The sequence below is a fragment of the Pseudomonas sp. MPB26 genome, assembly GCF_046605355.1.
Taxonomy (GTDB): Bacteria; Pseudomonadota; Gammaproteobacteria; order Pseudomonadales; family Pseudomonadaceae; genus Aquipseudomonas; species Aquipseudomonas cedrina.
Genome location: NZ_CP176793.1, coordinates 5,599,793 through 5,626,613 on the forward strand (window position 1 = coordinate 5,599,793; position 26,821 = coordinate 5,626,613).

The 26,821-nt window shown below is 60.9% G+C and carries 20 protein-coding genes; 11 read left to right on the forward strand and 9 right to left on the reverse strand.

Going from position 1 to position 26,821, the window contains the following annotated elements; all coding sequences use genetic code 11:
• Positions 1–43: 43 nt before the first annotated feature.
• The gene (locus ACLH0H_RS25590; RefSeq protein ID WP_411380176.1) at positions 44–556 is read left to right on the forward strand and encodes a GNAT family N-acetyltransferase; all 513 of its coding nucleotides are present in this window, start codon (positions 44–46) and stop codon (positions 554–556) included.
• Here ACLH0H_RS25590 and ACLH0H_RS25595 read toward each other — a convergent pair.
• Positions 553–1,245 (reverse strand): aspartate/glutamate racemase family protein, encoded by a 693-nt coding sequence (locus tag ACLH0H_RS25595; protein WP_411380177.1) that lies wholly within the window; start codon positions 1,243–1,245, stop codon positions 553–555. The genes ACLH0H_RS25590 and ACLH0H_RS25595 overlap by 4 nt on opposite strands.
• A 187-nt stretch (positions 1,246–1,432) precedes the next feature.
• Here ACLH0H_RS25595 and ACLH0H_RS25600 point away from each other — a divergent pair, with 187 nt between their 5' ends.
• The gene (locus tag ACLH0H_RS25600; RefSeq protein ID WP_411380178.1) at positions 1,433–1,927 is read left to right on the forward strand and encodes a hypothetical protein; all 495 of its coding nucleotides are present in this window, start codon (positions 1,433–1,435) and stop codon (positions 1,925–1,927) included.
• A gap of 366 nt (positions 1,928–2,293) precedes the next feature.
• On the opposite strand, the gene ACLH0H_RS25605 is transcribed toward ACLH0H_RS25600, so the two are convergent.
• Both ACLH0H_RS25605 and ACLH0H_RS25610 read right to left on the reverse strand, forming a co-directional pair.
• Positions 2,294–3,694 (reverse strand): DUF1254 domain-containing protein, encoded by a 1,401-nt coding sequence (locus ACLH0H_RS25605; RefSeq protein ID WP_411380179.1) that lies wholly within the window; start codon positions 3,692–3,694, stop codon positions 2,294–2,296.
• A gap of 145 nt (positions 3,695–3,839) precedes the next feature.
• Positions 3,840–4,199 (reverse strand): response regulator, encoded by a 360-nt coding sequence (locus ACLH0H_RS25610; RefSeq protein ID WP_411380180.1) that lies wholly within the window; start codon positions 4,197–4,199, stop codon positions 3,840–3,842.
• Positions 4,200–4,438: 239 nt separating this feature from the next.
• On the opposite strand from ACLH0H_RS25610, the gene ACLH0H_RS25615 reads away from it, so the two are divergent.
• From ACLH0H_RS25615 to ACLH0H_RS25635, 5 genes are all read left to right on the forward strand, one after another.
• Complete coding sequence (locus ACLH0H_RS25615; protein WP_411380181.1) at positions 4,439–7,936, forward strand: response regulator; 3,498 nt, start codon at positions 4,439–4,441, stop codon at positions 7,934–7,936.
• Positions 7,937–7,951: 15 nt separating this feature from the next.
• Positions 7,952–8,782: a CheR family methyltransferase gene (locus ACLH0H_RS25620; protein WP_186689325.1), complete on the forward strand. Its 831-nt coding sequence runs from the start codon at positions 7,952–7,954 to the stop codon at positions 8,780–8,782.
• Positions 8,779–9,378, forward strand: coding sequence for a chemotaxis protein CheB (locus ACLH0H_RS25625; RefSeq protein ID WP_186689327.1), 600 nt, complete (start codon positions 8,779–8,781; stop codon positions 9,376–9,378). The genes ACLH0H_RS25620 and ACLH0H_RS25625 overlap by 4 nt, the downstream gene beginning before the upstream one ends.
• Positions 9,372–10,565, forward strand: a complete 1,194-nt coding sequence (locus ACLH0H_RS25630) for a hybrid sensor histidine kinase/response regulator (protein ID WP_076954267.1) — start codon at positions 9,372–9,374, stop codon at positions 10,563–10,565. Before ACLH0H_RS25625 ends, ACLH0H_RS25630 begins: the two co-directional genes overlap by 7 nt.
• A gap of 78 nt (positions 10,566–10,643) precedes the next feature.
• Positions 10,644–11,021 (forward strand): response regulator, encoded by a 378-nt coding sequence (locus tag ACLH0H_RS25635; protein ID WP_003217591.1) that lies wholly within the window; start codon positions 10,644–10,646, stop codon positions 11,019–11,021.
• A 51-nt stretch (positions 11,022–11,072) separates the two neighbouring features.
• Here ACLH0H_RS25635 and ACLH0H_RS25640 read toward each other — a convergent pair whose 3' ends face one another.
• The 4 genes from ACLH0H_RS25640 to ACLH0H_RS25655 all read right to left on the reverse strand — a co-directional run bounded on the left by ACLH0H_RS25640 (position 11,073) and on the right by ACLH0H_RS25655 (position 19,729).
• Entirely contained in the window at positions 11,073–15,209 is a 4,137-nt protein-coding gene (locus tag ACLH0H_RS25640; RefSeq protein WP_411380182.1) for a YopT-type cysteine protease domain-containing protein, read from the reverse strand.
• 140 nt (positions 15,210–15,349) lie between these two features.
• Positions 15,350–17,029 (reverse strand): ATP-binding protein, encoded by a 1,680-nt coding sequence (locus ACLH0H_RS25645; protein ID WP_411380183.1) that lies wholly within the window; start codon positions 17,027–17,029, stop codon positions 15,350–15,352.
• Positions 17,029–18,528 carry an ATPase domain-containing protein gene (locus ACLH0H_RS25650; protein WP_411380184.1) on the reverse strand — a complete coding sequence of 500 codons (1,500 nt, stop codon included), beginning with the start codon at positions 18,526–18,528 and terminating at the stop codon, positions 17,029–17,031. Before ACLH0H_RS25650 ends, ACLH0H_RS25645 begins: the two co-directional genes overlap by 1 nt.
• Positions 18,529–18,670: 142 nt before the next feature.
• Positions 18,671–19,729 carry a tetratricopeptide repeat protein gene (locus ACLH0H_RS25655; protein WP_411380185.1) on the reverse strand — a complete coding sequence of 353 codons (1,059 nt, stop codon included), beginning with the start codon at positions 19,727–19,729 and terminating at the stop codon, positions 18,671–18,673.
• A 189-nt stretch (positions 19,730–19,918) separates the two neighbouring features.
• Between ACLH0H_RS25655 and ACLH0H_RS25660 the strand changes: the two genes are divergently transcribed.
• Genes ACLH0H_RS25660 through ACLH0H_RS25675 form a run of 4 tightly spaced genes read left to right on the forward strand, consistent with a single transcriptional unit; the run spans position 19,919 to position 23,805 of the window.
• Positions 19,919–20,686 (forward strand): SDR family NAD(P)-dependent oxidoreductase, encoded by a 768-nt coding sequence (locus ACLH0H_RS25660; protein WP_411380186.1) that lies wholly within the window; start codon positions 19,919–19,921, stop codon positions 20,684–20,686.
• A gap of 12 nt (positions 20,687–20,698) precedes the next feature.
• Positions 20,699–21,883 (forward strand): acetyl-CoA C-acyltransferase, encoded by a 1,185-nt coding sequence (locus ACLH0H_RS25665; RefSeq protein ID WP_411380187.1) that lies wholly within the window; start codon positions 20,699–20,701, stop codon positions 21,881–21,883.
• 9 nt (positions 21,884–21,892) lie between these two features.
• Positions 21,893–23,020, forward strand: coding sequence for an acyl-CoA dehydrogenase (locus ACLH0H_RS25670; RefSeq protein WP_411380188.1), 1,128 nt, complete (start codon positions 21,893–21,895; stop codon positions 23,018–23,020).
• A gap of 11 nt (positions 23,021–23,031) precedes the next feature.
• Positions 23,032–23,805, forward strand: coding sequence for an enoyl-CoA hydratase (locus tag ACLH0H_RS25675; RefSeq protein ID WP_307393179.1), 774 nt, complete (start codon positions 23,032–23,034; stop codon positions 23,803–23,805).
• Between the two features lie 502 nt (positions 23,806–24,307).
• Here ACLH0H_RS25675 and ACLH0H_RS25680 read toward each other — a convergent pair.
• Together ACLH0H_RS25680 and ACLH0H_RS25685 are read right to left on the reverse strand one after the other, a co-directional pair.
• Positions 24,308–25,324: an IS110 family transposase gene (locus ACLH0H_RS25680; protein WP_411379243.1), complete on the reverse strand. Its 1,017-nt coding sequence runs from the start codon at positions 25,322–25,324 to the stop codon at positions 24,308–24,310.
• A gap of 343 nt (positions 25,325–25,667) precedes the next feature.
• Positions 25,668–26,819 (reverse strand): acyl-CoA dehydrogenase family protein, encoded by a 1,152-nt coding sequence (locus tag ACLH0H_RS25685; RefSeq protein WP_411380189.1) that lies wholly within the window; start codon positions 26,817–26,819, stop codon positions 25,668–25,670.
• Positions 26,820–26,821: the final 2 nt, after the last annotated feature.

Genomic DNA, 26,821 nt, shown 5'->3' on the forward strand with positions numbered 1-26,821 from the left:
CGCGAAACTGCCCGGCCACTTGTTTTTCAAAGGACGAAACACAATGCACCCGCCAGAACCCGCTATCGTCATCCAGCGCTTCACCGAAGCCCACCTCGAAGGAGTCGCTGCGCTCTATAACGAGCCGGCCGTGTGTCGTCAGGTATTGCAGATGCCTTTCCAGTCCATAGAAGTGTGGCGCAAACGCCTGGTGATGGACAATGAGCGACGGCTGCAGCTGGTGGCTGTGCACGGCGGTGAAGTGGTCGGCCAGCTTGGCCTGGAACAGTACCTGCGCGTGCGCCAGGCCCATGTCGGTTCGTTTGGCATGGGCGTGGCGACGGCATGGCAGGGCAAGGGGATCGGCTCGCGTCTGCTGACGGCCGCGCTGGACGTGGCCGACAACTGGATGAACCTGCACCGCGTGGAACTCACGGTGTACGCCGACAACCAGGCGGCGCAGGCGCTGTACCGCAAGTTCGGCTTTGAGGTCGAGGGCGTGCTGCGCGATTACGCGGTGCGTGACGGCCGGTTTGTCGACACCGTGAGCATGGCGCGCCTGCGCACGTCGGCTTAGTCCTGCAAGGCAAACGCCACCGCAGCCTGCGCATGCAGCTCGGTGGTGTCGAGCAGCGGCAGGTCGCTGTGTTCGGGTTTGATCAGCAGGCTGATTTCGGTGCAGCCGAGGATGATCGCCTGGGCGCCGCGTGCGGCCAGGGATTGGATCACGCCCTGGTAGACCTTGCGTGAGGCATCGCTGATCACGCCGACACACAACTCCTCATAAATGATCCGGTGCACGGCCTGGCGCTCCTGCGCCTCGGGTATCGGCACCGTCAGGCCCTGTGCCGCCAGGCGCGTTTTTATAAAATCCTGCTCCATGGTAAACGCGGTGCCGAGCAGGCCGACCGTGAGCGTGCCGGCCTGCACCGCAGCCGCGCCGGCGGCATCGGCAATATGCAGAAACGGAATCGACACCGCCGCTTCGATACGCGGTGCAACCAGGTGCATGGTGTTGGTACACAGCACCACACACTCGGCACCGCCGGCCTGCAAGCGACGCGCCGCCGCTTCCAGGATCAGCGCGGCGTCATCCCAGCGACCGGCATGTTGAGCCTGTTCCAACGGGCCGAAATCCACGCTGTACATCAACAGTTGCGCCGAGCGCAGCGGGCCAAGCCTGTCGCGCACACGTTGGTTGATGATGCGGTAGTACTCGGCGCTGGACTCCCAGCTCATGCCGCCAATAAGGCCAATGGTGCGCATGCGATGCTCCTGACAAGGAAAGTCGCTTCACCTTACCCATCAGCGGCGGGTTCGTCATACGCAGTTGACCACCAAATGACCGGTGCAGTTTGTCATGCCTGGCTGGCCCAGGTTTTAAGCCGTACGCTGAGCCGCCGCATCTGCCATGATCGGACTTTGCACTCTGGCTCACCCAAGGAAATCCGCAATGGACGATCTACAACAACTGGGCGAGATGCTTCGTCATTACGCCGATAGCGAAGCGCACAAAAAGCAGCAATTTGACCTGCAGTCGGCCCGCTGGGCACAAAAGCTCGGCGAGCTGTTCGGGCAGATCGAGCTGTGGCTGGCGCCGGTGAAGACCGTGGGGCTGCTGGACGTTCACCGTGAAGCCTACGTGGCCAGCGGCCCGAGCGTGCCAGTGGAGACGTCGTCATTCAAAACCGAAAAACTCACCGTGCAGATCACCGGCAAACCGGTGGAGTTCGTGCCGGACGTGATGGGCACCGGCGGCTTGATCTCTGTGTCTGTAATGGGCTTGACCGCTGCGCGCCACGGTAGCGTGTCACTGGTGCTGCCCGCGGATAAAAACGATTGGCTGTGGAAGAAGACCAACGGCCTGAAAGATCCGGACACTTTCGGCTTCGACGCCAACTTCCTGGCCTCGCAGTTGCAGAGCCTGATTCCGCGCGAACGCGCCTGAGTCTTCAATCCCTGTAGTGAGCGGGCTTGCCCTAATGCCGTTCAGTTAAGCAAACGCAATGCTCAAAGCAACGAAGATCAAATGTGGGAGCTGGCTTGCCTGCGAAGACGTCGGCCCAGCAAACATTGATGTTGACTGGCCCACCGCTATCGCGAGCAAGCCCGCTCCCACAGGGGGACTGCGCTTAACTGACTGGCATTAGGGCTTGCCCCGCGCTGGGGGGCGAAGCCGCACCAAACCAGGCGCCCCTGATTCTACCTGATACACCGCGGCGGTCCGATTGGGGCGGCTTCGCCCCCCAGCGCGGGGCAAGCCCGCTCACTACAGGACACCTGCCCCTGCAAAAGTGGTGTAGGCCAGGTGGCGCTACTTGAGCGGCGTCAACGGCGGCAGCTTCCACTGGCCACTGTTTACTTGCGGCTCAGGCAGGTACAGGCGCAGTACCGCGTAGAAGGGTGCGGGCGGCGCCGGCAGCCAGTTGCTCTGTTCAGACTTCGGCGGTTCGTGATGCTGCAGCGCCAGGGTCAGGCCGCCGTCGGCGTCCCACTTGAGGTCCGGCAGCATGCGCGAATTGATCTGGTAGCGTTTCTTGTGGTTGGGCACCAGTTGGTGGGTCTTGGCGTCGTACAGGGTCAGGGACCAGAACGCATCCGCCGGGGGCAATTGGTCCTTGGCGAAATGCACGGTGTAGCTATGGCGCGCGCCGTTGGCGGGTTTGCCCTCGCTGTCGTCAACATAGGTAAAGGACGCAAACTCGTCGCTGGAACCGCCGAACAGACCCAGGCTGGCCCCGGCATAACGGTACAGGTAGTTGTTTTTCAGGCGGTCGCGGCTGCCATACAGCTCGCCGCTGGACACTTGACGCGTGACAATCCGCTCCTTTTTGAACGCGGCAAACGCTGCCTGGCCGTCGGCGATGCCATCTTCCAGCGCTTTGCGCTGTTCGGCGCTCAGTTGGTTGACCTTGAACGGGGCCCCCGGCGCGATGCCGATCCTGGCGAACCGTGCCAGCAGCTCTTTTTCGCTGTCCTGGGGCGCCGCGAAGGCGAGCATGAAGTTCAGGTAGCGGAACAGTTGCGGGCTGTCGCTCATGGTCGCCGTGGGCTTGGGCCATTCGATGCGGGCGGCCCTGACCGGTGGCGCCTGCTTCACGTAGCGGCTCAGCGGCTGCACGGTGTAGCCGTTCTGGATCTGCTTGACCTTGTTCAGGTCCTTTTCATCAAACACTTGGGTGCGATACAGGGCGTAGGCGATATTGCTTTCGCTGTAGACCACCCGGTCCACGTCCACAGGCTGCTGACCTTTCCAGTCGGGGCCGGCGATCATGTAGTGGCCGCCGTTGTTGCCGGTGCTGCGGGTGCCCAAGTACGCGATGTTATGGGTGTAGAGGTCGATCAACTGCACCGAGTCATAACGGTTGTCTTCTATCTTGGGCATCGTCAGCACCAGGGGCTCGGTGCGCAGGTCCATCCAGACGAAGGAGAGCGACGTATCCGGGTTGGGTGTCGCGACGGCCGTGTCTTTCGGGGTCAGCACTTGCGGGCCATGGCCGATATGGTTCAGCGGCGCCTTGAAGTTGGCACCGCCCTTGTCAACGGCCTGGGTGTAGAGCGTCTTGTACATCTCCACCACCGGGAAGCCATACAGATAGGCTTCCTTGGCAATGGCCCGCGCTTCACTCGGCGTAGCGGTGAAGTCGGCCCAGGCGCCGGTGCTGACGAGTATTGAGAGGCTCGCCAACAGCAGGCGCGTCGGTTTTCCAATCATGATGTTGCGTCCTTCCAAGAGTGCTTTGATGGGGCGGGCGATAAAGCGCAGAGTTTCCGGTTTTCCGCGTCGCAGGTCACGTAAATCTCTACGCACCTGACACAAAAATGCCGCCCAGGCAGGCGGCATTCGAGCGACGCTTGCGTCAAGGCAGCATGGACTTGACCTTGTCACGCAACTGATCGATGGAAAACGGCTTGGCGATCACCTGCATGCCGGCCGGCACCTCGATGTTTTCGGCATAACCGCTGGCGAACAGGATCGGCAGGGAAGGGCGCAGCTCGCGTACCAGGGTTGCCAGTTGCTTGCCGTCCATGTCCGGCAGGCCGACGTCGGTCATCATCAGATCAATGACCTGCTCGGTGTTTTTTACATGCGCCAGCGCTTCTGCGGCATCGGCAGCCTCCAGCACTTTGAAATCCAACTCCTCCAGAACATCGACGATCAGCATGCGCACGATGGCATCGTCTTCGACGACAAGGATGGTGGAGGCGACTGCGGACATAATATGGGTTTCCCAAAAAAGGCGAGGTTTACACGCGGCCGTTCTGACAGGCCTCTTCCTTGAGTAAGCGCGCACTCATGACAAGTTCCCGACGGCCGTAAAAACAATGCGATACAGAAGACCAGAGAGAATAGCCGGTTCTTTCGTAGGAATCTGTACAAAACAGTCCTGGAAAAATGGTCTTGCCTGCCACTTTGGGGCAAACTTCCGGTTTTTCCCCCTTTGGCCAAGGCATGCCCATGACTCCCGCGTCGTCCGTCGATGAAAAGAGCTTTCGTACCCTACTGAGCCGAAACGTTGCCCTGCCCCTGGGTGTGGGCGTGCTCAGTGCGGTGTTTTTCGTCTGCCTGATTACTTATTTGTTGTCGGTTATCCAATGGGTCGAGCACACCGACCGGGTGATCAATAACCTCAATGAGACGTCGAAGCTGACCGTCGACCTGGAAACCGGCATGCGCGGGTTCCTGATCACCGGTGACGAGCACTTCCTCGACCCTTACGAGGTAGCCAAGCCGCGCATCATTGCCGACCTGCGCAACCTGCAGGAACTGGTGGCGGACAACCCCCAGCAGGTGGATCGCCTCAAGCGCCTGGAAGCCTTGCAGGTGGAGTGGAACAAATACGCCCAGTCAATGATTGATATGCAGCGCAACAGCGGCGATTACCGCAGCGCGGTCAAGGCGGGCCGCGGCAAGCGCCTGACCGATGAAATTCGCAAGGAATACGACGACGCGGTGGCGATGGAGCAGCAGTTCCGCATCACACGCAATGCCGAAGTCACCCGCACCACCGTGATCAGCGTCACCCTGTACCTGGTGTTTGTGCTCGGCCTAAGCGGCTTGCTGGCGTACATCGGTCGGAAGAATTTGGTTGCCTTGTCAGAGAGTTACAGCGCAAACCTCGCGTCACAAAAGAAGATCGCTCGACGCCTGGAACAGCAAGCCTGGCTGCGCAACGGCCAGACTGAACTGGCCGAACAGGTGCTCGGCCAGCTCACCTTGAACATGCTCGGGCGCAATATCCTGCAGTTCTTTGCCCAGTACATGGGCTCGGCCGTGGCCGCGCTGTATGTACGTGAAGAACACGGCGGCCTGCGGCGCGTGGCCACCTATGGTTTTTCGCGCGAGCAGGAACAGCAGGAGCAGGCGATCTACAGCGACGAAGGCATCATCGGCCAGTCGGCCCAGTTGGATCGCCTGATTCGCCTCGATGATGTGCCGGTGGACTACTTCAAGGTCAGCTCCGGCCTGGGCGAAGGGCATACCCGCAGTGTGCTGGTGGTGCCCACCACGGATGATGACCGCGTCAACGGTGTGATCGAGCTGGGCTTCCTGCGCCCGCTTGAGGAGCGTGACGAAGAGCTGCTGGAGCTGATCGCCGGCAATATCGGCACCTCCATCGAAGCCGCGCGCTATCGCCAGCGCCTGCAGGAGGTGCTTGCCGAGACCCAGCAGCTCAACGAAGAGCTGCAAGTGCAACAGGAAGAGCTCAAGACGGCCAACGAAGAGTTGGAAGAACAGTCGCGCATCCTCAAGGAGTCCCAGGCCCACCTGGAAACCCAACAAGCCGAGCTGGAGCAGACCAACGAGCAACTGGCGGAACAGACCGAAACCCTGGCCCAGCAGCGTGACGCCATGGACCGCAAGAACATCGAACTGAACCAGGCCCAGCTCGAGCTCGAAGACCGCGCCGAAGAACTGCAGCGCTCCAGCAAGTACAAGTCCGAATTCCTCGCCAACATGTCTCACGAACTGCGCACGCCGCTTAACAGTTCGCTGATCCTGGCCAAGCTGCTGGCCGAGAACCCCCAGGAAAACCTTAGCGCCGAACAGGTCAAGTTTGCCGAGTCGATCTATTCGGCCGGCAACGACTTGCTCAACCTGATCAACGACATCCTGGATATCTCCAAGGTTGAAGCCGGCAAGCTGGAAATGCGTCCGGAAAACTCCAGCGTGGCGCGTCTGGTGGACGGCTTGCGCGGCATGTTCGAACCGCTGGCGGCCGATCGCAAGCTGGCCTTTCAGGTTGAGGTGCAGGAAGACGCACCGGGCATGCTGTTTACCGATCGCCAGCGCCTGGAGCAGATCCTCAAGAACCTGCTGTCCAACGCGATCAAGTTCACCGAACAGGGCGAGGTGAGCCTGTCGGTGTCACGCGCACCGGGGGAGGGCATTGCCTTTACCGTGCGCGATTCCGGCATCGGCATCGCGCCGGACCAGCAGGAAAGCATCTTCGAGGCCTTCCGCCAGGCCGACGGCACCACCAACCGCCGTTACGGCGGCACCGGCCTGGGCCTGTCGATCTCGCGCGACCTGGCCACCTTGCTCGGCGGGTACATCAGCGTCACCAGCGAACCCGGCGAGGGCAGTGTGTTCACGCTGGTCCTGCCGGAGCAGTATGTCGAGCGCGAGGAAGATGCCGCGCCGGTCGAGCAGCCGCGCCAAGTGGTGGTAGCGCCCGCGCCCGCGCCGATCAAGGCGGCGCCGCTGCCGGTGATAGAAATCAAGCAAATCCCGCGTTTCGCCGATGATCGCGACAAGGCCCCGTTCACCACCCGCTGCATTCTGGTGGTGGAAGACGAGCCGAACTTCGCCCGTATCCTCTTCGACCTGGCCCACGAGCTGGGCTACAACTGCCTGGTGGCCCATGGCGCGGACGAAGGCTACAGCCTGGCCGAGGAATATATTCCCGACGCGATCCTGCTGGACATGCGCCTGCCGGACCATTCCGGGCTGACGGTGCTGCAACGCCTGAAAGAACATGCCAATACACGGCACATCCCGGTGCATGTGATTTCCGTGGAAGACCGCGTCGAAGCCGCCATGCACATGGGCGCCATTGGGTATGCGGTCAAACCGACCACCCGCGAAGAACTCAAGGATGTGTTCGCACGCCTGGAAGCTAAGCTGACCCAGAAGGTCAAGCGCGTGCTGCTGGTGGAAGACGACGACCTGCAACGTGACAGCATTGCCCGCCTGATCGGTGACGACGATATCGAAATCACCGATGTCGGGTATGCCCAGGCCGCCCTGGACCTGCTGCGCACCCACGTCTACGACTGCATGATCATCGACCTCAAGCTGCCGGACATGCTCGGTAACGAGCTACTCAAGCGCATGGCCACCGAGGACATCTGCTCGTTCCCGCCGGTTATCGTCTACACCGGGCGTAACCTGACCCGCGATGAAGAGAACGAGCTGCGCAAGTATTCGCGCTCGATCATCATCAAGGGCGCCCGCTCGCCGGAGCGCTTGTTGGACGAGGTCACACTCTTTCTGCACAAAGTCGAATCCCAGCTGTCCCATGATCGCCAGAAGATGCTCAAGACCGCGCGCAGCCGTGACAAGGTGTTCGAGGGCCGCAAGATCCTGCTGGTGGACGACGACGTGCGCAACATCTTTGCCCTGACCAGTGCCCTGGAGCACAAAGGCGCGGTGGTGGTGATCGGGCGTAACGGGCGTGAGGCCATCGACAAACTCAATGAAGTCGAGGACATCGATCTGGTGCTGATGGACGTGATGATGCCGGAGATGGATGGCTACGAGGCCACGGCCTTGATCCGCCAGGACCCGCGCTGGAAGAAACTGCCGATCATCGCCGTGACGGCCAAGGCCATGAAGGACGATCAGGAACGCTGCCTTGCGGCCGGTTCCAACGATTACCTGGCCAAGCCGATTGACCTGGATCGTCTGTTTTCATTGATTCGCGTATGGCTACCCAAGATGGAACGCATTTAAGTGGAGCAACGCTTCTTGGAAAAAAGTTTCTTGGAAAAAAGCGGCGACATTGAGCTGCGTCTCTTGATCGAGGCGATTTACCTCAAGTACAGCTACGACTTTCGGGATTATTCCGGGGCGTCGGTGAAGCGTCGCGTGGCCCACGCCTTGCGCCAGTTTGACTGCGCGACCATTTCCGCTTTGCAGGAGCGTGTGCTGCACGACCCGGCGGCGTTCATGCAGTTGCTGCAGTTCCTGACGATCCCGGTGAGCGAGATGTTCCGCGATCCGTCGCACTTCCTGGCGATCCGCCGGGAAGTGGTGCCGCTGCTCAAGACCTACCCGTCGATCAAGATCTGGATCGCCGGGTGCAGCACGGGCGAGGAGGTGTACTCCATGGCCATCCTGCTGCGCGAGGAAGGTTTGCTGGAGCGCACGATCATCTACGCCACCGATATCAACCCGGCGTCGCTGGACAAGGCCAAGCAGGGCATCTTTTCGTTGGAGAACGTGCGAGCCTACACTGCCAACTATCAGCAGGCCGGTGGGCAGCGTTCGTTTGCCGACTACTACACGGCAGCCTACGATTACGCGATTTTCGACAAGACGCTGCGCGAAAATGTCACCTTTGCCGATCACAGCCTTGCGACGGACAGTGTATTCTCAGAAACTCAATTAATTTCATGTCGTAATGTATTGATTTACTTCAATAAAAAATTGCAGGATCGCGCGTTTGGATTGTTTCATGAGTCGCTGTGCCATCGCGGCTTTCTGGTGTTGGGCAGCAAGGAAACCCTGGATTTTTCCGCCTACAGCAAACAATTCGAGCCTTTGGTCAAACAGGAACGGATCTACCGAAAATCATGAACGACGCTGCATCCAGCCCCATTCGCGGGATTGAAGCCATCGTCGTCGGCGCGTCCGCCGGCGGTGTCGAGGCGTTGCTGAGTGTTTTCGGCGGGTTACCCAAGGGCTTCGGCCTGCCGATCATTGCCGTGCTGCATTTGCCGGACGAGCGCCGCAGCCAGTTGGCCGAGGTGTTTGCGCGACGCCTTGCGCTGCCCGTGGTGGAAGCCCGTGACAAAGAGTCGATCAAGCCTGGCACCCTGTATTTTGCCGGGCCCAGCTACCACCTGTCGGTAGAGCACGACCGCAGCCTCTCGTTGAGCCAGGAAGACCGTGTGCACCACTCGCGGCCGTCCATCGACTATCTGTTCGAATCCGCGGCGGATGCCTATGGCGCGGGTTTGCTGGCGGTCCTGTTGACCGGCGCCAACCAGGACGGCGCGCGGGGGCTGGCGCAGGTCAAGCGGCAGGGTGGAACCACGGTGGTGCAAGAACCCACTGAAGCACGGGTCGCGGTCATGCCTCTGGCAGCCCTGGCGCTGCACACACCCGACCATATTCTTACGTTGAGCCGCATTGGCTCATTATTGGCTTCCCTGGAATATTCCCCATGTTAAGTCCTATCCAGGCCAAACTGCTGATCGTCGACGACCTGCCGGAAAACCTGCTGGCCCTTGAAGCGCTGATCAAGCGCGAGGACCGCCAGGTATTCAAGGCCTTGAGCGCCGACGAGGCTTTGTCCCTGTTGCTGGAACACGAGTTCGCCATGGCGATTCTGGACGTGCAGATGCCTGGCATGAATGGTTTCGAATTGGCCGAGCTGATGCGCGGCACCGAAAAGACCAAGAACATCCCGATCGTGTTCGTCAGCGCCGCCGGCCGCGAACTCAACTACGCCTTCAAGGGTTATGAAAGCGGCGCCGTGGACTTCCTGCACAAACCGCTGGATATCCATGCGGTCAAGAGCAAGGTCAACATTTTCGTCGACCTGTATCGCCAGAGCAAAGCGATGAAGCAACAGGTCGAAGCCCTCGAGCGCAGCCGTCGCGAACAGGAGTTGCTGCTCACGCGGCTGCAGTCCACCCAGGCCGAGCTGGAGCAGGCGGTGCGCATGCGCGATGACTTCATGTCGATCGTTGCCCACGAAGTGCGCACGCCCCTCAACGGGCTGATTCTCGAAACTCAACTGCGCAAGATGCACCTGGCGCGGGACAACGCCGCGGCGTTCACCCTGGACAAGATGCGCGCCATGGTCGACCGCGATGAACGCCAGATCCAGAGCCTGATTCGCTTGATCGAAGACATGCTCGACGTGTCGCGCATCCGCACCGGCAAATTATCGATACGCCCGGCGCGCTTCGACCTGGCGCAACTGGTGAGCAACCTGGTAGAGAATTTCGCGCCTCAGGTGGCGGCCGCCGAGTCTTCCATGCAACTGGCTATCGAAGGCCCCGTGGAAGGCCATTGGGATGAGTTCCGTATCGAGCAGGTGATCACCAACTTGCTGACCAACGCCTTGCGCTACGGGGCCAAGAGCCCGGTGGAGGTGCGCGTGTACAGCGAGCACAGCGAAGCCCGCGTGGAAGTGCGCGACCACGGGATCGGGATCAGCGAGGAAAACCAGAAGCGGATTTTCCAGCAGTTCGAGCGCGTCTCCGCCAGTCAAGTAGCCGCCGGTCTGGGCCTGGGGTTGTTTATTTCCGAGCAGATCGTCACGGCCCATGGCGGTACCATCGAAGTCGAGAGCCGCATAGGCGAGGGTGCCTTGTTCCGAGTGTGTTTGCCGCTCGAAGCGTCGACATGAAATCAATCGTCACTTCGACGCAACCTCTGCGTGACCCCAGGGTCGTAATTGCAGCAATTGACCGGACAAAGGCTTCCCATGAGTGAAGATGCGCAAGATGTCGTTCTGATCGTCGAGGACGACGAATCCATTATGTTTGTGCTGGGCGAATACCTGGCCGGCCTGGGCTATCGCGTATTGAAAGCGATTGATGGCGAGCAAGCCTTCGAGATCCTCGCGACCAAGCCGCACCTGGACCTGATGGTCACCGACTATCGCCTGCCGGGCGGCATCTCCGGGGTGCAGATCGCCGAGCCGGCGATCAAGCTGCGACCGGAACTGAAAGTGATCTTTATCAGCGGGTACCCGCAGGAAATCCTCGACTGCAACAGCCCCATTACGCGCAATGCACCGATTCTGGCCAAGCCGTTCGACCTGGATACGCTGCAAGAGCATATCCAGCGGCTGTTGGCCTGAACCGCCGAGCCTGCCAGGGTTGGGGCGAACCCTGGCAAAGCTGATCGCGTGTCAGTCCTTGGCAAAATCGATTATTTCCTTGACCTTGCTTTGGCTGAATACGCCAGCACCGTCGTTGTCGTTCAGCTTGAATGTACCGTCCGGGTAAACCTCTACGCCGGCGGAGCTGGCGTAAGTGACGGACACATCCTTACGTTGCAGCAAGTCCAGCAGGGGTTGCCCTGACTGTTCGCCCTGCTGTCCGATAACGACCGCTACACCTACCACGCTTTTGGTATCGGTGCCGCCGACGAACAAGACCTTGCCGCCGCCTTCCAGATCCTTGTTAGCCTGTTGCAGCCAGGCAAATCCATCGCTCGTGACATTGACCGGCTGACCCAGGTTGCTCCCGGTCAAATGCACCAACGTCCGCTTCTGGTAAACGCCGTCCTTGAGGTTTGACAGCACCACCAGCGCTGAACAGTCGCTGAGGCTGGTCGTTTTCAGGGTGGACACTTGATCGGTGAGTGTGTGGGACTGCCCCATCAGCACCTCGACTGGCCGTGGTTTTATGACTGTGGGTGGCGGCACCGGTATCTGCGGTTTTTTTGGCACGTCAGGCGCAGTGACCGATTTCGATGGGGAGAGTAGCGGCACTTCGGTGAGGTCCTTGACGGTTTTATCGCTGACCTCGGTAGTACCTTTCCATGCGTTATCGTAGACGCTGACTTCGAACTCCAACTTGCTCGGGTCGGCACTGTGGGTCGTGTACTGCACTGGAAGCTTTTTATCCGTGAACAGTTTCTCCAGGCCACGTTTCATCGCCTCGGGGCTGTCGAACGTGGCGACGCCGAAATTGGGGTCGTAGAAATAGAATTTTTTATTCGAACCCTCGCCCACTGTACCCGCCGCCATTGCGTGGCCCGGCGTGCCAAGCATGAGGCTCCTGGGCTCGCGGGTATTGGTGAGCTCGGCAATAACGTCGTTGTAGCCCATTTTTCGGCGTGGCCTGGCGGCATGAAACAGGGTTGGGTCCATCAGTTGTTTCTGTACCGCCGTCAATTGCGTGACGAACTCTCGCGATGCCTGGGTGGCGGGGTTGGCGGCTGCCGTGAACAGGTTGCCGATGAACGTCGCTTCTGCGCCTTGCTCCATGGCGCTGGCCATCAGCCGCGACATGGCCGCGCACTGGCCCTGGGACAGCGGATTGGTCTGGCTGAGGTAGAACACCTGTGGCGCGGGTATGAAGCGGCCACCGGCGGAGCTGACATGTTCATACACACTATCGACCCCCTTGAAACCCTGTTGCACCGCCAGTCGTTCCTCATGGCGCGCAAGGATGCCGATCTCTGCCGGGGTCAAACGCCCGCTGGTCGCCAGTCGCTTGATGTCTTCAGTTTTCATTGCAGAGCGAAAACCCTTGACGGTCCGGGGATCGCCTTCGTTGTATCCACGCAGGAAATCCGCGGGGTCATCAGCGTTTTTGTGCTGTTTGACCAGCTCGTCCCAACGCTTATACAAGTCAGCCGAGTCCTGTGAAATAACCGGGGCCGCGTTGCCCCAGGTGCCCAATTGGGCCTCGGTGGCGCGCAATGACGGCTGGAAATCATCCAGAGCCTTGCCGTAAGGGCGACCGTTCACGTTGTCGAAGGCATACCATTTACCGTTGGTCAGCACTGCCGGCCCTTCGACGATAGTGTCTTGCAGCGTAAAGGTGCCCACCGCACTCGCATCGAAGTGCTTGCTGGCCTTGAGCAAGTCATAGCTGTCTGCGCTGCCACGCAGAAGCCGGTAGGCGTGCAGGGTACTTTTTTGCCCACCACGCGCCAGGTTGAACAGCAGTTGGCCGGTGCCGTCCAGAGGGTTCAAGGCGCCGACTGCCGCGCGCCCCATAATCCTGCCGCCCCGTGCAACCCGCGCCCCCAACGAGGCGCCCGCTCGCAGCGCCTTGACACCCTTGGCCGCGGCACCGGCCCCGAGCATGAACCCGAAGGCGTCGAAAGCTAAGTCAGCGATGCCATCGCCTATGTTGCCCTGCTGGAAATTAACGATGGCCGACCGCAAAGGAATAAGGTTGAGCAAGAATTCCCGCCCGGCTTTGTGGAACGGCACCTCACTTTCAAACGTCGTCCTGCCGCGCGCTTCGCCTTCGTGACGGCGAATGTCCGCGTCCTCGACCATGGCCGAAGCGATCAAGGCCGTCCGCGCGCTGGAATAGCTCGGTGGGTAGCCTTCCATCGCAGGTCCGACCGGGCTGTCTGCGACTTTCTCAAAGCGTCCGTACACCTGGCCGTCGTCGCCCAGGCTATCGCCGAGTTCCCAGCGCGGTTCGTCCTTGCGTTGAATCATGTTGTCCTTGAGGTTGAGCACGTACGTACGTACCTCGCCCTGGTGCTCGGTCTTGAGATACAGACTGTGTTCGTTCGGCGTTCGCCGTTCGGGATACGGTGGGTAACCGCCGCGAGTGATGGATATGTTCCGGGCGAGGGTCAGCTTGCCCGACTCGAGGTGCTGGCGGTCATCCAACGGCAGGCTTGCGATCAGGCGTGCGGTCTGCGTCGCGATGGCCTTGTCCATCGCCTCGCAGTAGCCTGCGAAGGCGTTCGAAAATTCTGCTTCGACATTGGGCAATCGATAGCTGCTGGACAGTTGCTTGAGCGGCACATCCGCACTGCTCGATACCCACGAAGTGCCTATGCCGTCGAGGTTTGCGTACTGCAGATAAAGGTCGAGCAACGAGTAGGGGCCGGGGTGGTCGCGGCTATCCCTGTACAGCGAGATGCAGCGTTTCTCGAAAGGGATTGCACTGCCATACGCCTGTTCGAGGTGCTTGAGCGCCAGTTCCCGGCGCGTCGGCATTTCACCGGCGTAGGCTTCAGAACCGGCACGCAGCGCCTGGATCTGTGCATTGAATGCAGTGTGCAGTGCACTCAACTGATCTGCTGTGTACTGATCGTTGGCATTACCGGGGATGACCCCGTTGGCAATTCCCCAGTCCTTGAGCGCGGCCTGCTGGGCCGCGTATTCCACTGCCTGGTCTTCTACTGTGATCGGGGCATGGTCGGCGTGCTGCATGACCTGGGCATAGTTCATCAGCGCGGTTGAGCCCGGCGCGTTGGCTTCCAGGCGCGCAACGGCGACCTGCAACGTGACCCAGGCGTGGGAGCCGCATTGCACGCCTGCGGGGATGTCCTTCACCAGAAAAGCCGGTGCCCGGCGTGAAAGCAGCAAATGTGCGGCCACTGGCGCCAGTTCGGGGCTAATGTGTTGCTGGCTGGCCAGGTGGGTGGCGAGTGCCTGGACAACCGTCCCGGGTGGCTTGCCGATGTACTCGGCCTTGGCCAGGTCAAACCCGGCGACGCTGTTGCGTGTTGTCGTCGGCGAAGAACCCAGCAGGGTTTGTGCGTCAAGGGAGGCGTGCAGCGCCGCGAGCAACCAGTCAGCGTTGGACGACGTAGTGACCACGCCCCCATATTTACGCTGCAGTGTTTCACCCAATGCCTGCCCGGCGGTTGAGGCGATCAGCCGTTCCAGCACCTTGCGCGGTTGCGACAGGGTGGCCTTGTCCAGCCCGAGATAGCGGGTCAGCAGGTTGAACAGCCCGTCCTGCTCAACCCCTGGCAGGGTCTGGATCGGATGGTAATAGAGCCCCAACTGGTCCTCATGACTCAATGGCACGGGCCAGGCCAGGGCACCGCCGAAATTACCGTGCGGCGGGGTGGTCGGCGCATCCGTTGCGAGAGAATCGAACAGGTTCTTCAGCTCATCATACGTCGTGGGGATGCGCCAGCCGTTGTCCTCGATAAAGCGCATGAGGCTGACCTCGCTGCCAGGTTCCATGCCTGTCTCGGTACGATAGGCGGAGTCCGTGTCGACCGGCATCGACGTGGCATGCAGGCAACGTTCGATGACGTCCTTGATCTGCTGTCGATAGTCGTCCTGACTCAGGTGGTTCGGATCGGAGGACGGTAATGCTGCCCTTTCCCGGGCCGTTTGGCTTAACTCGACAAATTTGCCTGACACGTCGCTCAGCAACACCCGCCGGAACGCTGCCCGATTGGTCATATCGCCTTGCCGTGCTTTCTGGGTGTCGAGCGCGTTATCCTGGGGCGGCGGCGGCTTGACGGCGTCCGTCGATGCGGGGCTTTCGCCAGGTGGGGCCATGGCAACCGCGGCTGGCAGGCCAAAGGCGTTAGAGGTCGTTCTCATCGGCAGTCACTCAGTCAAGCTACAGAAGGCGCGCGGTCCGTCTCAACGGGACGGCGCATTCTGTTGGTGTCGTTGGGTGACTGCCCGATTCCCTGCGTATTTACATCAGATCGTTACCATTTGCGTGATCCGGCTGCTGCTCAGGCATCAGCCAGCTGGATCATCTCCCGTACCTTGGCCGTCAACAGGTCGAACGTGAAGGGCTTGGTGATCAACTGCATGCCAGGGTCCAGGAAGCCGCCGCGCACCGCCGCGTGCTCGGCATAGCCTGTGATGAACAGCACCTTCAGCTCAGGTCGAATCTGGCGGCCGATTTCCGCCAGTTGTCGGCCGTTCATCCCAGGTAGCCCTACGTCGCTGATCATCAAATCGATGCGCTGGCCAGACTCGATGATCGGCACTGCGGTGTGGGCATCGCCAGCCTCGACATAGGCGTAGCCCAGTTCCTTCAACACGGTACTGACCAGGACGCGCACCGCTGGGTCATCCTCGACAATCAATACGGTTTCACCGCGGTTGGCGAACGGCGCCAGCACGGGGTTGGGCGCTTCAGGGTTGATGATCTCGCCCATATAGCGTGGCAGGAACAGGCTGACGGTGGTGCCCTTGTCGACCTCGCTGTAAATGGTCACATGGCCATGGGATTGACGGGCGAACCCATAGATCATCGACAAACCCAACCCGGTTCCCTGACCAATGGGCTTGGTGGTGAAGAAGGGGTCGAAGACGCGGCCCATGATATTCTCCGGGATGCCGCAGCCGGTGTCGCTGACGCTCAGTTCCACATAGTCGCCAGGGCTCAAGGAGCCATAGGCGGCGGTGAATACGCTGTCCAGGTGGCGGTTGGTTGTTTCGACCGTGAGCCTGCCGCCACTGGGCATTGCATCACGTGCGTTGATCACCAGGTTGAGCAGGGCGCTTTCCAGTTGGTTGGGGTCGACCTCGGCTGTCCATAATTGATCAATCAGGCGCATGTCCAGCTTGATGCTTTCATTGATGCTGCGTTGCAGCAATTCGCCCATCGAGCTGACCAGCTCGTTGATGTTGACCGGCTTGGAATCCAGCGACTGGCGACGAGAAAAAGCCAGCAGGCGGTGCGTCAGACCGGCGGCGCGGTTGGCTGAAGTGACGCCCAGGTCGATCAGGCTGTCCAAGTCGTCCAACTTGCCTCGGGCCACGCGCCTGCGCAGCAGCTCGAGGCTGCCGATGATACCGGTGAGCATATTGTTGAAGTCATGGGCGATACCGCCGGTCAATTGGCCGACGGCTTCCATTTTTTGCGATTGACGCAGCGCTTCTTCGTTGCTGCGCAGCTGCGCGGTGCGCTCTTCAACCTGCTGCTCCAAGGTTTCTAATGTGCGCTGCAAACGCAGCTCGCTCTGGCTCAGGTCGACCAGGCGGTCGCGCGCCTCGTACTGGCGACGCCGGCCGCGCAGCGCTGCGCTGACCAGGCTAATCAGCGTGACGGGGTGGAACGGCCGCTCCAGGAACGTCACGTTGCCCAACAGCCCGCTCAAGTGCGATGAGCCGTTTTGTCCACTGCCGCCATGATGGGTCATCAGTACGATGGGCAAATCCGACCAGGCGGGCTGCTCGTGCAACTGCTCCAGCAACGGCTCCAGATTGGCGCCGCGCAGTGCTTCGGCAGCGATGATCAGCAGCCCGGCGCCTTGCGTCAGCATCTCGCAGAGCCTTTCCAGGTTGTCGGCAATCACGCCGACGTAACCGGCCTCACCGAGCATCATCTGCGCCAGGGAACTGTCACGCCCCAATGGCGCAAGGATGATCGCGCGTTCGGAAGCAAGGGAACGGGTAGGCACTAGTCCTCGTCCTTGAGCAACGGTGATCCAGCGCCCATGTAGATCGGGATACCCCGCAGCACGCCCTGGAAGTTCTCGAGTGGCCCGCCGACTGTCATGCCAGTACTGCCAATGCGATATTCGCGAATAGTCGATTCATGGGAGCCGGTTCTTTTCTTGATGATGGATATCGCGCGGCGTACCTTGCCCAGTGCCTCGAAGTAACGCAGCAGGATAACGGTATCGGCAAGGTAGGTGATGTCCACCGGCGTTTGCATGTCGCCGACCAGGCCATGCTGAGCAACGGTCATGAATGTCGCCGCGCCGCGCCGGTTGAGGTACAGCAGCAGTTCGTGCATGTGCAGGATCAGCGCATTTTCTTCCGGCATCGATGCCTGATAGCCGTTGATGCTATCAATCACCACGGTTTTGATCCCGAGGTCATCCACACAACGCCGCACCCGGTGAGAGAACTCACCGGGCGACAGCTCGGCCGCGTCGACCTGCTCGATCAACAGGTTGCCCGTGGCCTGCAGGGCTTTGAGGTCGATCCCCATGTTGTGCATGCGCTCGAACAACAGGCCCAACTCTTCATCGAAAATGAACAGTGCGGCCTTTTCACCACGGCCAACAGCGGCGGCGGCGAATATCATCGAGATCAAGGATTTGCCGGTACCGGCCGGGCCCAGGATCAGGCTGCTTGAACCCGTCTCCACACCGCCGCCGAGCAAGGCGTCCATTTCAGGGATGCCACTGGACAGGGTCTGGCGGTTGTAACCGCCGCGGTGTTCGGCCGCCACCAGGCGCGGGAACACATGTATACCGTCGCCCATGATGGTGAAGTCATGGAAACCGCCACGGTACTTTTGCCCACGGTATTTCACCACCCGCACCCGGCGACGTTCAGCGCCGTAGTTGGGGGTCAGTTCCTCCAGGCGGATTACCCCGTGGGCCACGCTGTGCACGGTCTTGTCGAGGGATTCGGTGGTCAGGTCGTCAAGCAACAGCACCGTAGCTTCGTAGCGCACGAAGTAGTGCTTGATCGCCAGGATCTGCCGGCGATAACGCAGTGAACTCTGCGCCAGCAAGCGGATCTCCGACAGGCTGTCGAGTACCACGCGGGTCGGTTTGAAGCGCTCAACCGCTTCAAAAATCTGCCGCGTGGCTTCGCCCAGCTCGAGATCGGAGGAGTACAACAGGCTTTGCTGGTGCTCGGCGTTGAGCAGGCTTTCGGGTGGGGTCAGCTCGAAGATATGGATATTGTCGTCCAGGTCCCACCCGTGGGACTTGGCGCCCTGGCGCAGTTCGCGTTCGGTTTCGGACAGGGTGATGTACAACGACGTCTCGCCGTTTTTCGCGCCGGCCTGCAGGAAATGCAGGGCGACGGTGGTCTTACCGGTACCCGGTTCACCTTCCAGCAGGAACAAGTGGCCGCGCGATAGCCCGCCGGAGAGAATGTCATCCAGACCTTCAATGCCGGTGGCCGCCTTTTCACTGAACAGCTCGTTGGGTATAGACAAGGAGTGCCCTCAGGTCACAAACAAATAAGAGCGCACCGCCTTGGGCGCGCCATATTCTCTTGACCGTAGCGGCCCGTGGCCGTTCAACGTTTTGTAGAAATTGCACAACCCAGGCGTGTTCTTGAGCGCCGCCGGCGCTGAGCTAAAGACCTTGCTGCAGCGCGGGATCATCCGGGTTCTGCTGCTCAAGTTGCGCGAGCAGCACCTGCACGTTCTGCAACTGTCCGCTTTCCTTCCAGTAGTTGATCAGCAGCACCCGCGCCTTGCGGTTGGCGGGGTGGCGTTGGAGAATTTCTTCGAGTTGGCGTTGGGCGGCTTCGAGTTCCTGCTGGGCGTGCAGGGTGGTGGCGAGGTCGTAGCGGTAATCCTGATTGCCCGGTTCCAGTTCCACGGCTTTGGACAGGCCGAGCAGGGCATAGGGCCGCTCGCCATGGTGCAGCAGCCACATCCCCAGCGCATGTTGCAGATAAGCCGATTCCGGATGCGCCGCCAGCTGACGCGCCAACAGCTGGCGCGATTCGTCGGTTTTGCCCTGTTTATCCAAAAGCTCGATCTGCGCGACCACGGCCTGCAAGTTGTCCGGCTGCAGGCGCATGGCCTGTTCCAGGGCATGTTGGGCATCCGGTAACTGGGCGCTGTGGATGTACAGCCGCGCCAGTTGAATCCAGCCTTCGGCGGTTTCAGGCTGGGCCTTGAGCGTTTTCACAAACTCATCCAGCACTTGCTGCAACGGCCCGAAATACAGGCCCAGGGTATCGGGCGACAGGCCAAGCAAGGCGTTGGCGGCGGCAAACCGGACGGTTTGTTCGGGATCATCCAACACCGGGCCGAGCAACAGCGTGCGCTGGCCGGTGGGCACCAGGCCGACAATGCTGTGGATGGCGGCCTCGCGGACCTGCGGCGATGCGCTGCTCAGGTCTTTATCGGCCAGTTTCAAGGCTTGGGGGCTGGGGTAGTTGGGCAGTTCGGCATGCAACGCAGCGCGACGCTCGGGCGACAGGTCCGGCCGGCCGAGTTGCTGGTACAGCACGCGGGCGGCTCCCGGTTCACCGTTGTGCGCCTGTTTCAAGGCTTTGGAATAACCCTGGGCAATCGCGGGCGCAACCGCGGCCGGCGTGGAGCGGGAGAAATACCAGGTGATCAGCGCGATGGAGAGCAGCGCGCACAGGCCGATGATGGAGTAACGGCGTGACTTTGACATGCAGGCGTCCGAGAACGTGGGCAGTGAATGCAAAGCCGTCAGCTTCGGTCAGACCACCGCAGGTGTCAAACCCGTGTTATGTACAGACCCATGGCCAAAACAGTCAGCCAGCTTGAAGGCTTTGACCATTGCCGCCGTGGCGCCCCGGAGCGAGTATTCCACCCATTCGGACCGTTCAAGGAAACCATAATGCAGATTGAAAACAAGATCTTCCTGGTCAGCGGCGGCGCTTCCGGCCTCGGCGCGGCGACCGCCCGGATGTTGATCGATGCGGGGGCCAAGGTGATGCTGGTGGACCTCAATGCGGATGCGGTGGCGGCCAAGGCCCGGGAGCTTGGGGATAACGCCCGCAGCGCCGTCGCGGATATCAGCCAGGAAGCGGCAGCCGAGGCCGCCGTGCAGGCCACGGTTGCAGCGTTTGGCGGGTTGCATGGGTTGGTCAATTGCGCCGGCGTGGTGCGTGGCGAAAAAATCCTCGGCAAGGAGGGCCCCCATGCGCTGGCCAGCTTCGCCCAGGTGATCAACGTCAACCTGATCGGCAGCTTCAACCTGCTGCGCCTGGCGGCGGCGGCCATTGCGCAGACCGAGGCGAATGCCGACGGCGAGCGCGGCGTGATCATCAATACCGCTTCGGTGGCGGCCTTTGACGGGCAGATCGGCCAGGCCGCCTATGCCGCGTCCAAAGGTGCGATTGCCAGCCTCACGCTGCCGGCCGCGCGTGAACTCGCGCGCGTTGGCATTCGCGTAATGACCATCGCCCCTGGCATTTTCGAAACGCCGATGATGGCCGGCATGACCCCGCAGGTACGCGAATCCCTGGCCGCGGGCGTGCCGTTCCCGCCACGCCTGGGCAAACCCGACGAATACGCCGCGCTGGTGCGGCACATCATTGAAAACAGCATGCTCAATGGCGAGGTGATCCGTCTCGACGGCGCCCTGCGCATGGCGGCCAGGTAAGGAGGTTTTTCCATGACAGATCCCATCGTTATCGTCAGCGCCGTGCGTACGCCCATGGGCGGGTTCCAGGGCGACCTCAAGAGCCTGACCGCGCCGCAGCTGGGCGCCGCCGCGATTCGCGCCGCAGCCGAGCGTGCCGGTATCGCCCCGGATGCCGTGGACGAAGTCTTGTTTGGCTGCGTACTGCCCGCAGGCCTCGGCCAGGCACCTGCACGCCAGGCGGCCCTGGGTGCCGGGCTGGACAAGGCTACGCGTTGCACCACCCTCAACAAGATGTGCGGCTCAGGCATGCAGGCAGCGATCCTGGGCCACGACGCACTGATGGCCGGCAGCGTTGACGTGGTCATCGCCGGGGGCATGGAAAGCATGTCCAACGCCCCGTATCTGCTGGACCGTGCGCGCAGCGGCTATCGCATGGGCCACGGCAAGGTGCTCGACCATATGTTCCTCGATGGCCTGGAAGACGCCTACGATAAAGGCCGCCTGATGGGCACCTTTGCCGAGGACTGCGCGCTGCATAATAGTTTCAGCCGTGAAGCTCAGGACGCATTCGCCATCGCCTCGCTGACCCGCGCGCAAGAGGCCATTACCCATGGCAACTTTGCCGCAGAGATCGTTCCGTTGCAGGTTACCGTGGGCAAAGAGCAGAAGACCATCCTGCATGATGAGCAGCCGCCCAAGGCCAGGCTGGACAAAATCGGCAGCCTGAAACCCGCGTTCCGCGAAGGCGGCACGGTGACGGCGGCCAACTCCAGTTCGATCTCGGACGGCGCGGCGGCCTTGTTGCTGATGCGTCAGTCCGAGGCCGAGAAACGCGGGCTCAAGCCCTTGGCAGTGATTCACGGGCATGCGGCCTTCGCCGATGAGCCGGGACTGTTCCCGGTAGCGCCGGTGGGGGCTATCCGCAAACTGATGACCCGGACCGGCTGGAATCTGGATGACGTTGACCTGTTCGAGATCAACGAAGCCTTTGCGGTGGTGAGCCTGGTGACCATGAGCAAACTGCAGATCCCCCACGCCAAGGTCAACATCCACGGCGGTGCCTGCGCCCTGGGCCATCCGATCGGCGCCTCCGGTGCGCGGATCCTGGTGACCCTGCTCTCGGCCCTGCGCCAGAACGGTCTCAAGCGTGGCGTTGCCGCCATCTGCATTGGCGGCGGTGAAGCCACGGCCATGGCCGTCGAATGCCTGTATTGAGGAACCCCGATGCTGCCCAATGACGAACAGCTGCAAATCAGCGACGCGGCCCGGCAATTCGCCCAGGAGCGCCTGAAACCCTTCGCCGCCGAATGGGACCGCGAACACCGCTTTCCCAAGGAAGCCATCGCTGAAATGGCCGAACTGGGCTTTTTCGGGATGCTGGTGCCGGAACAGTGGGGCGGTTGCGACACCGGCTACCTGGCCTACGCCATGGCGCTGGAAGAAATCGCCGCCGGCGACGGTGCCTGCTCCACCATCATGAGCGTGCACAACTCGGTCGGCTGCGTGCCGATCCTCACGTTCGGCAACGACCAGCAGAAAGCGCAGTTCCTCGAGCCCCTGGCCAGCGGCGCCATGCTCGGCGCCTTTGCCCTCACAGAGCCCCAGGCCGGCTCCGACGCCAGCGGCCTGAAAACCCGCGCGCGCCTGGACGGCGACCACTACGTGCTCAACGGCTGCAAGCAGTTCATTACGTCCGGGCAGAACGCCGGGGTGGTGATTGTGTTTGCCGTGACCGACCCGGAGGCCGGCAAGCGCGGGATCAGCGCGTTTATCGTGCCGACCGATTCGCCGGGCTACAGCGTGGCGCGGATCGAAGACAAACTCGGCCAGCATGCCTCCGATACCTGCCAGGTCCTGTTTGAGGACCTGAAGGTGCCCGTCGCCAACCGGCTTGGGCAGGAGGGCGAAGGCTACCGGATTGCCCTGGCCAACCTCGAAGGCGGCCGCGTGGGCATTGCCTCGCAGGCAGTGGGCATGGCCCGTGCCGCGTTTGAAACGGCCCGCGATTATGCCCGCGAGCGCGAAAGCTTCGGCAAGCCCATCATCGAACACCAGGCGGTAGCCTTCCGCCTGGCAGACATGGCCACGCAGATCGCGGTCGCCCGGCAAATGGTGCATCACGCCGCCGCCCTGCGCGACAGCGGCAAGCCCGCGCTGGTGGAAGCCTCGATGGCCAAGCTGTTTGCCTCGGAAATGGCCGAAAAAGTCTGCTCCGCCGCCTTGCAAACCCTGGGCGGTTACGGTTACCTGAACGACTTTCCCCTTGAGCGGATCTACCGCGACGTGCGGGTCTGCCAGATTTACGAAGGCACCAGCGATATCCAGCGCATGGTCATCTCACGCAATCTCTAAGGAGCCACTACATGAGTTACGAAACCATTTTGCTCGACGTCCAGGGCCGCGTGGGGCTGATTACCCTTAATCGCCCGCAAGCCTTGAACGCCCTGAACGCGCAACTGGTCAGCGAGTTGAACCACGCGCTGGACGGGCTGGAAGCCAACCCCGAGATCGGCTGCATCGTGCTGACCGGTTCGAAGAAGGCCTTCGCCGCCGGTGCCGATATCAAGGAAATGGCCGAGCTGACCTACCCGCAGATCTACCTCGACGACCTGTTCAGCGACAGTGACCGTGTGGCCAACCGCCGCAAACCGATCATTGCCGCCGTCAATGGCTTCGCCCTCGGCGGCGGTTGTGAACTGGCCCTGATGTGCGACTTTATCCTGGCCGGTGACAACGCCAAGTTCGGCCAGCCCGAAATTAACCTTGGCGTATTGCCGGGCATGGGCGGCACCCAGCGCCTGACCCGCGCGGTCGGCAAGGCCAAGGCCATGGAAATGTGCCTGACCGGGCGCTTTATCGACGCGGTTGAAGCCGAGCGCTGCGGGATCGTCGCGCGAATCGTGCCGGCCGATGAGCTGCTGGAAGAAGCGCTGAAAGTTGCCACCCTGATCGCCGGCAAGTCGGTGCCGATCAGCATGATGGTCAAGGAAAGCGTGAACCGCGCGTTTGAAGTGAGCCTGTCCGAAGGCGTGCGCTTCGAGCGCCGGGTGTTCCACGCGGCGTTCGCGACGCAGGATCAGAAGGAGGGCATGGCGGCGTTCGTGGCCAAGCGGGCGCCGGAGTTCAAGGACAAGTAACCCGTTCTCAAGAACTGTGGAGATCAAAATGTGGGAGCTGGCTTGCCTGCGATGCAGACGACTCGGTTCATCAGTCTCACCGAGGCGATGCCATCGCAGCATAGGTATCTACACAACTTTCGACGGTGTGTGGCGAGGGCGGCCTACGGGCCGACCGTTTTCTGGGGTTTGACCGAGTACATATCCGTTGCTGCGGTAACGGCGGCTTAGGGTTCCGCCCTTACGGCGGGTCACTTTCGAAAAGCGCGAAAGTAACCAAATGTATGGTCAGCCCACCTTTTGCTATCCAGTCACGATGAACGGTAAATCAGGCTTGCGCTAATGTATCCGGGCTCCTTGTGAGCGCGGGTACACGCTCGGCCCTTGATGAGTATTCGCTCCTGCCTGTCCTTAAAAGCGCTTCAGCTGCGAAAGCTGCTTTGGTTATCAGGTTCTCAGCCAGGATGTCTGCCGTTTATCGTCATCAGCTACTGACGTCGCAAAAGCTGGTGGTAAAGCCGGATTATGCGGTGGCATGCCCGTTGTAGGTGCCACCTTTGGTCAATAGCGCCCAGACAATCCTGGCCATTTTATTAGCCAGCGCACAGGCAACTTTGTTGAGCGGTTTTCGAGCTAATAGACTTCTGGCCCAGACCCCAAGGGCATCGTTTCGTTTATCGATTCGATAAAGCAGGGTTTGGGCGCCCTGCATCAGCAAGGTTCGCAAATACCTGTCCCCACGCTTGCTGATACCCAGGAGAGTGGTTTGCCCTCCAGTCGAGTATTGCCGCGGCACCAACCCTAAGGACGCCGAAAAATCTCGGGACGATTTATACATCGAAGCGTCCCCGACATCGGCCACCAGCGCGCTAGCGATGAGGGGGCCGATGCCGGGGATGCTCTGTAATCTTTTGCCGGCGTCACTCCCATTTACTTGCTGCTTGATCTCGGTATCCAGCGCTTTGATTTCGCGAGTCAATTGACGAATGTCATCAAGCATCCGACTAATAGCCTGCCGCAGGCGCAGAGGTAGATTGTGCTCTTCCATCAATGCAGGAACCCGCTCCAACGCAGCATAGCCGGCGGGAAAGATAACGCCAAACTCAAGTAAGAACCCGTGCACCTGGTTGATCACTCCAGTGCGTCGACTCACCAGTGATTTACGCAGTTTATGCACGGTCGACAGCACCTGCTGGTCAACTGATTTCACCTGTACACATCGCGTTCTGGGACGTGATGCGGCTTCGCAAATAGCCTCGGCATCAATGAAGTCGTTCTTGTTGCCGGTGACGTAAGCCTTCACATGCTGCGGCGCAATCAGTTGGACCTGATGACCGAGCTTGGTGATTTCTCTGGCAAGAAACTGTGATCCGCCACAGGATTCCATGGCAACTTTGCAGGGTGGCATTTGTGCAAGTAATGGCAGCAACTGTCGGCGATTGAGCTTCTTGCGCAATACCTGATGGCCTTGTGCGTCTTGGCCGTGCAAGTGGAAGCTGTTCTTGCCAATGTCGATGCCTAGAAGCGTTACGCTGTTCATGAGAAAGCCTCCTCAAGAAAAGTGAGAACCCCAGTAGTTTAGACCTGAGGTTCTCGCCGGGCTGACCATCTCATTAGCGCTCTTGCCCCAGATCAAGATCAAAAACAAAGCGCGGCGACCTTAGAGCCGACCGGTATTCATGTCGAACTCGGTTCAAAATGTGGGAGCTGTCGAGCCCCAGCGAGGCTGCGAAGGCGGCGGCACTGCTGGCATTTTTTTCGCCTGATCCACCGCTTTCGCAGCCTCGCTAAAGCTCGACAGCTCCCACAGGGGATGAAGTCAGCCTCTGAAAGTTGTGTAGATACCCATGGCCATCGCAGGCAAGCCAGCTCCCACATGTCAGTTATAGCTGGTAATTTTTCAGTTCCCTGGCAATCACCATCCGCTGAATCTCGCTGGTGCCCTCGTAAATCTGTGTAATCCGCGCATCCCGGTAATAACGCTCCACCGGGTAGTCCTCCAGGTATCCATAGCCGCCGTGAATCTGCATGGCTGACGAGCAGACCTTCTCGGCCATTTCCGAGGCAAACAGCTTGGCCTGGGACGCTTCGGACAGGCACGGCTTGCCCGCGCTGCGCAGGCGGGCCGCATGCAGGATCAACAAACGCGCAGCGTTGAGCTGGGTTTGCATGTCGGCCAGCAGGTTGGCCACGCTCTGGTGCTCGATGATCGCCTGCTTGAACTGCACGCGGTCACGCGCATAGGCCAAGGCGGCCTCGAACGCAGCACGGGCAATGCCCAGTGCCTGGGCGGCGATGCCGATGCGACCGCCTTCCAGGTTGGACAGGGCGATGGCCAGGCCTTTGCCGCGCTCACCCAACAGGTTCGCTTCGGGGACGCTGCACTGGTTAAGGGTGACCGCGCAGGTGTCGGAGGCACGGATGCCCATCTTGTGTTCGGTGCGATCCACCACGAAGCCCGGTGTATCGGTCGGGACGAGAAACGCCGAAAGGCCTTTTTTGCCCAGCTCAGGGTCGGTCACGGCGAACACGATGGCGAGCTTGGCGCGCTTGCCATTGCTGACAAACTGCTTGGCGCCGTTGATCACCCACTGGCCGTCGCGCAGCTCGGCACGGGTGCGCAGGTTGTGCGCTTCAGAACCGGCCTGGGGTTCGGTCAGGCAGAAGCATCCGATGGTCTGGCCACTGGCGAGATCGGCCAGCCAGGTTTGCTTCTGTGCGTCTGTGCCGTAGTTGAGGATGGGCCCGCAACCCACTGAATTATGGATACTCATCAGTGCGCCAGCTGCACCGTCTCCGGCGGAAATCTCTTCGACGGCGAGGGCATACGCGACGTAGTCGACATAGGTGCCGCCCCATTCTTCCGGCACCACCATGCCCAGCAGGCCGAGCTCGCCCATTTTCGCCACCAGGGCGTCGTCGATCCAGCCAGCTTTCTCCCAGGCCTGCGCATGGGGGGCGATTTCACCCCGGGCAAAGTCGCGCGCCATGTCGCGGATCATCACTTGTTCTTCTGTATATTCAATGTCTTGCATGG